Consider the following 12,263-nt stretch of genomic DNA (forward strand, 5'->3'; position numbering starts at 1 on the left):
GAAGTATGTAGAAGATTCAGTTTGTTACCTCAAACTGTATTCAGAAATATTTGTTATGGATAACAACTATGAAAGAGCGGAAGAAAAATGCCTTTATAAATTTTATCTTATTAAAATTTTATCGCTTCTTATCAAAAGAAGATAAGGTAATCAAAAGAACTTATTTATACGATTTTGAGCAAATGACCCAAGAGATACAACCTGGGGATGTACTCTTAGTAGAAAGCCACACACGGATGGGGAATATTATCCGGCTTATTTCCGAGAGTACCTGGACTCATGCTGCTTTGTACATTGGTCGCATTGAAGACATCACCAATCCCTCATTACGCGAGGTCGTTCAAAAACAGACACAGAATTTCACCTCAACGCAGTTTATTATAGAAAGCATACTGGGTGAAGGAACTCAGATTTCCAGTGTGGATGAATATAAAAATGACCACATACGTATTTTGCGGCCCTCTTCTCTTTTGCCGGAAGATAGAGAAAAAGTGATTGCTGCAGCGATTAATAAAATTGGTAAAAACTACAGCTTGCGACATCTTTTTGATCTGGCACGATTTATTTTTCCCTGGAGTTTCTTTCCTCGTAGATGGCGATCCTCACTATTCCAGCATAATGCATTACAACCAACAGAGGACATATGTTCTTCGATGATTGCCAATGTATTTCAATCCGTAAATTATCCTATTTTGCCTGTGATTAAAAAAGATAAAACGGGCTATACATTAATTCAAAGAAATCCTAGTCTTTACACACCAAGTGATTTTGATCTTTCACCTTTTTTCGATGTAATTAAATATCCTATTTTACCGCTTAAAAAAGGACAAACCTATCGTGATTTACCGTGGAAAAAGCAATTTATTAGCGATGATATCGGCATAGTCGAATTGAAAGACGAAAAATAACCCACTTTGTCTTATTCAGATAAAAATTTTAATAGAATCGTAGCAACATGTAATCTTCCTGGGCTTCATGAGAAAAAGACTAGCATTTCTAATTTTTTACTCATACAATAAAATTTCGTTGTTGCAGGGAGGGCAATACTATGAACTGGTGGACTTCTGTAGTTGATGGAACCAAGTCACTTGGTGATGGAGCAACATGGCTTTGGAATAACGCCATAAAACAAACCGCAGGCTACGCTGCAAATACAGCGTTTTATGTAGCCGAACAAATCTTAGCCTTACGCGAGGCAGTTCCTGCAGTAGTTACTCCTCCAGTGATGAAAATCGTCAATGGAGCGGGAAATATACTTTTTTATGATGTTCTGCCAGTCGCCGCAGTACATTTCGCAAATAATAGCATTCAAAATTATTTGCGCCCAACAGACCCAACAGCAATGTTGACGTCCTATGCAGTTCTACCTACCTTGACTTTAATGAATTACGCAGTATGGGGATTTACGTACAGGCAGGTACCTAAATTAATGGCACATACTTTAGCGCTTGATGCATTAGGTTCCTCCGCTTTTAACGAGCATAAAAAAAAGCTCAACCCACCTCCCCCAACACTCTGTGGAGAAAAAGAGGAGGATTGTAATTTCAAACGAAAATTTAAAGGGTCACTGCGCGAGCCCTTAGTATTGGCCTTTAATGATCTCGTGCTTTGGGGAATTAGTAGATCTCTTCCCTACGGGGAGCAAATCGCATGGATATTAGCCATCTATTTTTATGGGGAATACATTACACGCATGGCAACGCCAGAACGCTGTGAGCGGCATAAGGCCATGAAATCTGAATCCATATTGTCTTTGGGTTTAGCTTATACTGGAACCTCGTACTTGATGGATTATGCCTTTGAGTCCACTGTAGGCACACCGCCATATCTTTACCTTAGAACATTGCGTCACTTATTACTTTTAGCACACATTAATGTCGCATCGCACATGTCTTTGCCGTTGGTCCGATCGGCAAAAGATAAAATTCCTGTCGATCCTTTAGTGCTTTATGATCGCACCAAACGTTTTGCTGTTGATGTTGTATTTGCAGGACTGATGCAAAGAATACCCATTGATTTTAAACCGCCTCCAGGTGCAAAACCATTTATTCCTTTATCAACTGTTTTCAAGTTCCTAACCAGAGTACTTGAAAGTGATTTGGAGCAAGTTAAACCTGCGCCGCCTGGTTTTTTTAAGAAAACAACAAAGTATCTGCTGCCCAGTATGTTTCATAGCCCCAAAAATGCAGTTAATGATCCAGTAATTAAGGAATTTTGGCCTGACATCCGCACTGATTTGCTCTATATTATAGAAATCGTTGAAGCGGCAAAACCAGTTAAAACCCTAACAACGGCGCCTACGGCAATCGCATCTACGGTCAAATATACGCTCCCAGTCGTATTAAACTACCGCTTTGGTTTGCCCATAAAGCTATCCGAGTTTCTTTTATCGTTGAGCAAAAAAGAAGATTTTTGGGATTTTGTTATGGCACTTAAATTATGGATAGAGCGAAATAATGTATCTCATGAGATACTCTTGACTAAAGGAACACCTAATGTAGGCTTGCATGAAACAGACAGAATTATTGAACTTCCTCCAGAACCTCAAGTCAAAGTTTTACCTCCAGCAAATGAGTTAAAAACATCACGAACTTCCACAGTGATTGAAGCCAAAAAGTTAATCCCTCAAAAAACGTTACCCTTAATATCAGCAAATAGTTTATTTTCTACCAAACAGCGCCCTACGCTCGGAAACAATCCACCGCTCAAAAAAACGGAACTTGGGTCATCATCTACCATAGAGGAACTGTCTTCATCATTTGAATACAGTTAGTAAGTTAAGGGGATCGAAGGAATGTATGTAGCTGTCTTGATTCTTTTGATCACCTTAATTGGAATTGCCGTTCGCAGAATGACACGAATTATCATTCCAATTTGGCTTATTACCACTGCAGGCGCTGCAGCTGCGCTATTATTGAAACAAATCACCCCAGTTCGTGCAATTGCAGCAATTGAACCGGATGTGATGCTTTATTTGTTCGGTGTTTTTCTCATCGCGCAAGCGGCAGAAGACAGCGGCTATTTAGAACAACTCACTGACAAAATGTTCTATCACGCGCACAATGGGAAACAGGCCTTGGTCATTATTATATTCATCCTTGGGTTAAGCACTTCCTTACTCATGAATGATACAATTGCAATCATAGGTACGCCCATTATCATTCAATTGTGCCAATTACATAAAAAACTAATCAAACCTTTAATTTTTGCACTGGCATTTTCAATCACCATCGGCAGTACCTTCAGTCCTATCGGTAATCCCCAAAACTTATTAATTGCAGTCAAAGCAGAGATGCCATCACCTTTTTTCCAATTTATAAGATTGCTGGCGATACCCACATTAATAAATCTTGCCATTACTTATCTATTCATATGTTTTGTTTATAAAAAAACCTTAAACGAACCCATTGAAAAACCTACTCCTTCGCCTGTACATGATCACCATACAGTAATACTAGTTAAACTGAGCTTAATGATTTTATGTCTTTTAATCATTCTTAAAATAGTTTTCGATTGCATGCAATCATCCATTCACTTAAATTTCAGCCATATAGCACTTGTCTCATCGTTACCTATTTTACTCAGTAAACAGCGAAGAAAGTTCATCAAACGCTTGGATTGGAGTACTTTGATTTTTTTTGCAAGTATTTTTATCCTGATGCAAAGTGTGTGGGATAGTGGTTTTTTTCAAACCAGCATCAATCATTTTCATCTTTCGATTGCCCATGTCCCTACTATTTTGATAATCAGTATTATTCTGAGTCAATTTATATCTAATGTTCCTATGGTGGCTTTATATTTACCGCTTCTCATGCAACATTCTGTTTCTGATTCAAGTTTATTAGCCCTAGCAGCAGGAAGTACTATTGCTGGAAATTTATCGATTTTAGGGGCAGCAAGTAACGTCATTATTATTCAAAACTGTGAGAAACACCGTGTTAGAGGTTTTGATTTTTTTGAATTTATAAAAATTGGAGCCCCGCTCACCCTCATGAATGTTTTGATCTATGCATGTTTTCTTTAAATCAGTACATAGTCTAAAAATTACTCAGGATTTTCCGCAACTACTTGCCATATTAAATGCAATAGTGTTATATTTACGCGCGAATTAGTTCATTACAAGGCAATTATTGGCAAATCAAAGTTATGGAAATCCTAAGCATATGAATCAATCATTGCCTTCACAGCAGTCCTGTTTTTTATTTCTGACTGTAAGCGTTATTACCTCCCTTATCTTATTAATTAATGTATCGTTCAAAATCGTTCTCATAGAAGGGCTGATGTTCTCTGTGAACTGTTTGATCTGCCCATTAATTGCAGGTTTGTATTTATTAGCATTAAGAAATTGCACCATTAAAGAACAAAGACATTTGCTGAATATCTCTTTACTGGCCTTATATGTATTTTGTATTGGCGTATATATACTCATAAACTTACCCGCAGCCGAATACATGCATAACAATCCTGTTTACCAGATTATTTTTGAAGACATCCCGAAAAAATTCTTTGCAACTACTATTGCTTTTGCACTGAGTTTCTATCTACCGCATCTATTATTTTATCCTAAAACCACTAAAGTTTTACCTTCACCAAAACAATGTATGCTGCTTGCATTGTTAGGAGGCCTCAGCTTTTTTGGATTGGATTTTTTTCTCTTATTTTCAGGGGTTCATCTTCATAGCTTCAAACACATTTTTATTGATTCATTCATGATCGCTTCCATCATACTGCTCATTATTGGTGTATTCTATCTAACCTTTTTACTGAAATACCAGAATTTGCCTATTATCTCAGACCTCGAGCGAGATAGGGAAGCACTTCCCTTATACCATTACTTTATTTGCGTTGCGATCGTCATAATGCTCATTTGTTTAGCTTGCGAATACAGAATAGTAACGATTATTAATAAATATATGGTGCTATCAGCCAGCTCATTATTTTTTCCCGTTACTTTATTGATTAGTACAATACTCGGTGAACTGTGGGGTTATCGAGTCAATCTAAAGTTATGCCTAATCCTTATTGCCACTCAATTCACTTTTGATATTTTGCTTATAGGGATCGTTGCTTTGCCATCGCCAACGTTTTTTAATTTGAATCCTTTTTACAACTACATTATGTTAAAAAGGCTGCCTACTGCTTCTCTGACATTATTTGTTGCCTTCATCAGTAATGCTTTGCTATTACATCACTTAAAGAACTCAAAGTGGGGCTTACACCGACCATTACGTATCTTAATTGCTAATTTTTGTTCTAATTCCTTATTGTGTTTAATTGACTACAGTTTACTATTCGGTGGCATTTATCCTTACGATCAAATTATTAGTTTGGTAGCTAATGTTTGGCATTACAAATTATTTATGACAATGGTTTTTCTACCTTTAATTCTATGGTTCTGTGCCTATATGGAAAAAAACAAAGCATCGACTTTACAGTATGATTGAGTGCTCTAATTTTCTGCAACCCGTCTTCCCTGCGTAGGGATGACAGTTCTTTAGACATCACTGTAGACGGTAGAATACGTATTTTCCTAGTTAAATTTTGTGGGGAACTCCTCGGGAACAAGTCGCGAGACCGTAATGATCAGGATAAATATCTTGCTGTTCTGGAAATATATTTGAATCCTGGTGAAAAGTCAGATTTGAGCTCAGGTTGAACCTGAGCCAAATATGGCTTTTCAGTCATACAGCGTAAAAGTTTATGATTCCTTTTTCACTGGCCGCTTCCAACCATAGACGGTTTTTTGTCTTGATTCAGTAAGGGTCAATTCACCAGGAGGAACATCTTTGCGAATAGTACTGCCTGCTCCTATAGTTGCATAAGCACCTACAGTCACCGGGGCAACGAATTGGGTGTCTGAACCGACAAAAACACCATCTTCAATGACGGTTTTATGTTTATTAACTCCGTCATAATTGCAAGTAATGGTGCCTGCTCCTACATTAACCTCTTTCCCCAAACTCACATCACCCAAATAACTTAAATGACTGGCTTTGGAACCTTCATCAAATATAGCTTTTTTGGTTTCAACAAAATTACCTATCTTACAATGTGCAGCTAATTCAGTGCCTGCTCTTAATCGAGCAAAAGGACCAATAGTACAATTATTTGCTATGTTGCAACCTTCCAAGACACTGTTGGCATAAATCGAACACCCAGCATCCATACTTACATCAGTAAGTATGCAATTAGGTCCTATAGAGCAACCATCCCCAAGAATTACCTTTCCTTTAAACACACAATTCACATCAATAAATACGTCTTTACCGCAGATTAACTCACCGCGTACATCAAAACGATTTGCATCAGCTATAGTTACTCCCTGTTGCAATAATTTTTCAGCATGTCGTACTTGCCATATTCGTTCTAATTGCTGCAACTGCAATCGGTTATTTACACCTTGAATTTCTGCGCTATCTTTTACACTCAGTGTTCTAATTGGTGTTTGACTGGCAACAGCTAAGGCAATAATTTCAGTAAGATAGTACTCAGATTGAGCATTATCATTACCCAAATTGGGCAGCCACTTTTCTAAATCATCAGAAATGGCACAACAAATCCCTGAATAAATTTCTTTTATATTCTTTTCTTGCTCATTTGCATCTTTTTCTTCTACAATGATGGAAACTTCACCTTGGTTGTCTCTAACAATACGTCCAAGACCGCTAGGATCTTCAAGATGGGCAACTAAGAGTGACAAAATGGATTGATGAGCGTTTGCTGTATTGCTGCGCGCAATTAAAGCGCGTAGCGTATCTGCTTGAATAAGCGGTACATCAGCAGATAGAACAAGTACTTGTGTTTTTGGTGGAATAAAAGGTAAAGCCTGCATTACAGCATGACCTGTACCTAGTTGTTCTGCCTGATGTACCCAATGCACAGGTAAGTCAGGGAGTGAGTTCTTAAGTTGTTCACCACCATGACCGTATATAACATGGATTACATCAGGATTTAGTTGCTGTGCGGTTTCCACTACACGAGTTAACATGGGCTTCCCTGCAATTTGGTGAAGTACTTTAGGAGTACTGGAATACATCCGTTTGCCCTGACCTGCAGCTAAAATAATAATTTGTAAATTCATGGAGTTATGAGTTCCTAAGTTAAAGATTTTCAATAAAACAATCTGCCTCAATATTAAATAGGTAAAAGAGGTATGATAACTAAATTACAGTTCAAGGAGTAGAGCTATGCCATCAATATTAGTGAGAACAGTGAAAGCACTTATAGATCGCGTTTTGAATAAATCAATAGAAGATTCGATTGCCGATGATAACGGGATGTTTTATGGATATTTTCGCGATACGAAACACTCCGAACAACAAAGAGGCCTAACCCGTACCCTGCAAAAATGCATTTCAGATTTTGCAACGGAAGACACAGATAAAAATAATTTAGCGACGATAAAAGAGCAGATCAGTAAAATAGACACTGCGGTGGAACTTTTGCGCGCAAAAAAATCGTGGAAAAGAGGTGGTTTGAATGACACCTTAAGTGAACTTAATTCCAGTATAGACCGATTTTATCGGTCACTTAATGAGAGAGCATTTAGTTTTATCGATGTAGCTGATGATGATGATCCGTTTAACTTACTCTGTGCTCATGCAGCTTATTACCTGGGTGAACACATTATTTGCCCTCCTGGAGAAGGCATGCTTGCTAAAATATACGAAACCGTTTCCAATACTATTAGTCATTCTACAGCAATAGAAATCAGAGCTAAAAAAGAAGAGTGTCTGATGAAACACATTCTCAAATGTAAGGAAAAACTAGACGGTTTAGATAAGGAAAAACCTAATTACAAAGAGTTACGTAAGACTTTTGTTATTGAAGCAATAGACGCAATTCAAAGAGAGAATGCCGGGATTTGTGAAGAGTCAAAACCGATTGACTCCATACCTGTACAAGTAACCTTGATTGCAGTGGCTAAAGTTAAAGCACCTACCATAAAGCCCAGCAGAGGACGGTTAAAAGTCGCTATGGACAATGCGCTTGAAGAAATTAAAGAACGATGTCCATCAGTAAGTGAAGAAGCAAAAACCTCATTAACCGTTTAACTCTTTGTATACTCATCCGCAATAATCTTGCAAAGAACCCCCGGAATTCGAAACCAAATAAAAATGTTTCAATCCGGGTCCACGCGTGGCATTCAGTCTTCAAATTCGCGATTACGCAGTCAATTCCCCACAAAGATCAGTTTCCATCAATCTTTTTATTTCGGAAATGTCTAACCGTTTACTGAGCAAATACAGTAGCTTGCAATGTGCTGCTTCAGGGGTCATGTCATGGCCGCTAATCAGTCCTGCTTTTTTTAAGGAATGCCCCGTAGCGTATTGACTCATTTCCACCCCGCCCTGTTGGCATTGAGTGCAGTTAATAATGATCACACCGCGCGCACAAGCATCTTTAAGCAGTTTTAAAAAACGAGGGTCATTATTTTGCGCATTGCCTGCGCCATATGTTTCTAAGATCAAACCACATAAGGGTTGATTTAAAATATAAGCTAAAACATCGGTAGCAAACCCAGGGAATAACCTAAAATTGGCAATAAATTGAGGTTCGATCGTTTGTAAGTGAAATGACTTCCGCGACTGTTTGAGCAAAAGATTTTTCTGTACCTTAATATCTATTCCTATCGCTGCTAAACGTGGATAATTCGGCGAATCAAATGCTTTAAATCCTTGCGAACTAATCTTTTGTGTCCGATTACCACGTAATAAATGTTGATTAAAGTAAATGCATACCTCATGTATGGGCTGATTTGCACAAAGCCATAATGAAGTAACCACATTATCTATCGCATCATTACGTACTTCCGATAAAGGAATTTGGGAACCTGTAATAATTACTGGTTTACTTAAATTTTCCAGCATAAAGGATAAAGCCGATGCTGTATATGCCATGGTATCAGTACCATGAAAAACAACAAAACCATCAAAATTCGCATAGTCATCCGCTATATCCCTGGCTATTCGGTTCCAGTCGTATACGGTCATATTGGATGAGTCAAGCAAAGGACTGTATTCTTTTACCGAATACTCAGGCATGTCTTTATGTTTGAGCAAAGGTATTTGTTCCAATGCAGTTTCCACATAACCTGCAGCAGGTTCATAACCATTTTCTGTTTTAATACAACTGATGGTACCGCCAGTATTAATAATTAAAATTCTCTTTTTCATAGGATTATAAATTAGACTATTTTTCTCAATTATATAACTAAATGATTTGAAATAGGGTAGTACTTTTAATGAGTGAAAAAAGGTGTCCCGATGCTGCAAACAAAGTCTAGAAAAAGAAGATAAGTCAGTTTTTATTGAGTAGTTATCTTTTTTCAATAATAATTACAGATTTAATTGCCAAGGTCTCGCTGTTTATGGAAAAATCAGGCTATTAGAAGTTTAATCTAAACAGTGACATCATGGTAATTGATCGTGCCGGTTATCGGTTGAATGTAGGTATTGTCCTAGTCAACTCACAAAACAGAGTTTTTTGGGGTAGAAGAACTGGTCATGATGCTTGGCAATTTCCGCAAGGCGGATTGGCTGCTGGTGAAACATCATTAGAAGCAATGTTTCGGGAATTGCATGAAGAAGTAGGATTGAATAAGGAAGATGTAGAAGTTATTGGTTCTACCAAGCGCTGGCTTAAATACAGACTCCCTAAACAATATCTGCGTCATGGCAGTGAACCTTTAGTAATAGGACAAAAACAAAAATGGTTTTTATTAAAGCTCATTACCAGTGAGCAAAAAGTTAAACTGGATCTAAGTGACTCTCCAGAATTTGATAGCTGGCGTTGGGTTGATTTTCATGAGCCAGAAGGACAGGTGATCTTTTTTAAACGTCAAGTTTATATGCAAGCGTTAAAAGAACTGGAACCTATGTTGAAAAAAAATCGTCGTACACCTTACGGCATTAAACGAAAAAAGAGGTAATATAAGCGTAGATGCTCAAAGTACTTAAACGGATAGTTCAAGAAGTCACTGCAGCCAAGCAGCTCTCAGAAGCACTTGGCATTCTGGTGCACCAAATTAATAAAGCCATTAATGCAGAGGCCGCTTCCGTTTACCTCATCGATACCAAACATGCTGAATATGTTCTTATTGCAACCGAAGGTTTAAACAAGCAAGCACAATTCCGAGTTCGTATTTCCTTTGATAGTGGTCTAGTAGGTCTTGTCGGCCGACGCGAAGAACCTATTAATCTAGAAGATGCTCCCGCCCATCCCGATTTTTATCATAATCCCTTATTGGGAGAAGAACGTTTTAAAGCATTTTTAGGTGTCCCTATTATTCAACATCGAAAGATCTATGGCGTTCTCATTGTTCAGCAAACAGAACAACGTTACTTCGATGATACAGAAGAATCTTTTTTAATTACCTTAGCCGCCCAACTTGGCGGAATTATCGCTCATGCTGAAGCAACAGGAGAGCTGGCTGAACTAACCCAACCCAAACCTATGGGTGTTACCAAAAAAGTTGAAGCTGGTACCACCGCCCTGGCAGGAATAGGCTCTGTTCCAGGTATTGGAATAGGTACCGCTGTGGTTGTATATCCTCAGGCAGATATTGATGCAGTTCCACAAAATCCTGTAGAGACTTTGGATGAGGAAATTAATGCATTTTATGAAGCTCTGGAATCCACTAGAGATGACATGCACCGTTTAAGTAGACGCATGAAATCCGTTGTTGCAGAAGAAGAGCATGCGCTATTTGATGTGTATTTACGCATTCTTGATAAAGACAGTTTGGGTACTGAAGTAGAGCGGGTAATTCGTAAAGAAAAAATTGGAGCGCAAGCTGCTTTAGCAGCGGTTATTAAAAAACACATCGCTCAGTTTGAAAGTATGGAGGATTCATACCTCCGGGAACGAGCCAGTGATTTTCGTGATTTGGGACGCCGTGTTTTAGCAGCGTTACAATGGTCACAACAAGAAGAAATTGTTTATCCCAAAAGAACAGTTTTAGTTGGAGAAGAAGTAACCGCTGCAGCATTAGCAGAAGTTCCTGAAGGATGCCTGGCTGGAGTTATATCAGCCAAAGGTTCCAATAACTCGCATGTTGCCATTTTAGCACGTGCGTTGGGTGTGCCTACAGTTATGGGCGTTCGTGGTTTAAAATTAGATTTGATTTCCCGCCGCGCCATTATTGTTGATGGGTATTATGGACAAGTTTATATTTCCCCATCAAAATCAGTACTTGCAGAATTCAAGCTTCTGGAGCAAGAAGAGCAGGCATTGAACCAGAGTCTGGTTAGTTTACGGGATAAACCTGCAGAAACTGTTGACAACTATAAGGTTTCTTTACAAGTGAACACCGGTTTAGCTATGGATGCAGGCTTATCCATGAGTGTCGGTGCAGAAGGTGTTGGCTTATACCGCTCAGAAGTCCCTTTTATGAGTCGTGATCATTTTCCTTCAGAAGATGAACAAACGATTATTTATCGACAAACACTGAAAGCCTTTGCCCCACACCCTGTGACTATGCGAACCCTTGATATTGGTGGTGATAAGGTACTGCCCTATTTTCCTGTTGCAGAAGATAACCCCTATTTGGGATGGCGAGGAATTCGTGTCACACTGGATCATCCCGATGTATTCCTGATGCAAATCCGTGCGATGATGCGTGCAAGCGAAGAATTGAATAATTTGCGAATTATGTTGCCTATGGTCACCAATTTAAGTGAAGTCGAGGAAGCTTCCTACCTTATTGATCAAGCATTCACTGAATTACTAGAAGAAGGTTGTGCCATTGAAAAACCAAAGTTAGGGGTTATGATCGAAGTGCCCGCAGCAGCTTATTTAGCACGTGAAATCGCCAAACGTGTTGATTTTATCTCTGTAGGCAGCAATGACCTGACCCAATATTTTCTGGCCGTAGATAGGAATAACGCACGCGTTGCGGGTCTTTACGACGCCATGCATCCTGCCATGTTGCGTGTTTTACTAAAAGTAGTTGAAGGAGGCCATGCAGCAGGAGTAGAAGTGAGTATTTGTGGCGAAATGGCCAGTGATCCTTTAGCTGTTATTTTGTTAATTGCCATGGGCTTTGATACCTTAAGCATGAACTCTTCGAGTTTACCGCGAGTAAAATGGGTTATTCGTAATTTCTCTATTGCGACTGCCCGCAAAATTCTTGCCGAGGTTCTGGAATTTGAACACCCCGCCCAAATACGTTTTCATTTACAAAAAGCTCTAGAGGAAGAAGGATTGGGTAGTCTCATTAGGGCTGGAAAGTCTCTATGAATAGAAGACTGATTGAAAATTGT

9 protein-coding genes are annotated in these 12,263 nt (G+C 38.7%); 7 read left to right on the plus strand and 2 right to left on the minus strand.

Annotated features, from left to right (window positions below):
- The first annotated feature begins 68 nt into the window (after positions 1-68).
- The 4 genes from A8O27_RS09395 (at position 69) to A8O27_RS09410 (ending at position 5,444) form a co-directional block, all read left to right on the plus strand.
- On the plus strand, positions 69-908 hold the full coding sequence (locus A8O27_RS09395; RefSeq protein ID WP_058458313.1) for a YiiX/YebB-like N1pC/P60 family cysteine hydrolase: 840 nt from the start codon (positions 69-71) through the stop codon (positions 906-908).
- Between the two features lie 140 nt (positions 909-1,048).
- Positions 1,049-2,773: a hypothetical protein gene (locus A8O27_RS09400; protein ID WP_058458312.1), complete on the plus strand. Its 1,725-nt coding sequence runs from the start codon at positions 1,049-1,051 to the stop codon at positions 2,771-2,773.
- Between the two features lie 21 nt (positions 2,774-2,794).
- Positions 2,795-4,024, plus strand: coding sequence for an SLC13 family permease (locus tag A8O27_RS09405; RefSeq protein WP_058458311.1), 1,230 nt, complete (start codon positions 2,795-2,797; stop codon positions 4,022-4,024).
- Positions 4,025-4,163: 139 nt separating this feature from the next.
- Positions 4,164-5,444, plus strand: coding sequence for a VUT family protein (locus A8O27_RS09410; RefSeq protein WP_058458310.1), 1,281 nt, complete (start codon positions 4,164-4,166; stop codon positions 5,442-5,444).
- A 254-nt stretch (positions 5,445-5,698) separates the two neighbouring features.
- Here A8O27_RS09410 and glmU read toward each other — a convergent pair whose 3' ends face one another.
- On the minus strand, positions 5,699-7,081 hold the full coding sequence (gene glmU, locus A8O27_RS09415; protein WP_058458309.1) for a bifunctional UDP-N-acetylglucosamine diphosphorylase/glucosamine-1-phosphate N-acetyltransferase GlmU: 1,383 nt from the start codon (positions 7,079-7,081) through the stop codon (positions 5,699-5,701).
- A 106-nt stretch (positions 7,082-7,187) separates the two neighbouring features.
- Here glmU and A8O27_RS09420 point away from each other — a divergent pair, with 106 nt between their 5' ends.
- Positions 7,188-8,054, plus strand: a complete 867-nt coding sequence (locus A8O27_RS09420) for a hypothetical protein (protein WP_058458308.1) — start codon at positions 7,188-7,190, stop codon at positions 8,052-8,054.
- A gap of 111 nt (positions 8,055-8,165) precedes the next feature.
- Here A8O27_RS09420 and ansA read toward each other — a convergent pair whose 3' ends face one another.
- Positions 8,166-9,176, minus strand: coding sequence for an asparaginase (gene ansA, locus A8O27_RS09425; protein WP_058458307.1), 1,011 nt, complete (start codon positions 9,174-9,176; stop codon positions 8,166-8,168).
- A gap of 239 nt (positions 9,177-9,415) precedes the next feature.
- On the opposite strand from ansA, the gene A8O27_RS09430 reads away from it, so the two are divergent.
- Together A8O27_RS09430 and ptsP are read left to right on the plus strand one after the other, a co-directional pair.
- On the plus strand, positions 9,416-9,931 hold the full coding sequence (locus A8O27_RS09430; protein ID WP_058458306.1) for an RNA pyrophosphohydrolase: 516 nt from the start codon (positions 9,416-9,418) through the stop codon (positions 9,929-9,931).
- A gap of 11 nt (positions 9,932-9,942) precedes the next feature.
- Positions 9,943-12,240, plus strand: coding sequence for a phosphoenolpyruvate--protein phosphotransferase (gene ptsP, locus A8O27_RS09435; RefSeq protein WP_058458305.1), 2,298 nt, complete (start codon positions 9,943-9,945; stop codon positions 12,238-12,240).
- The last annotated feature ends 23 nt before the right edge of the window (positions 12,241-12,263 follow it).

Source organism: Legionella bozemanae (genome assembly GCF_001648595.1).
Lineage (GTDB): Bacteria > Pseudomonadota > Gammaproteobacteria > Legionellales > Legionellaceae > Legionella > Legionella bozemanae.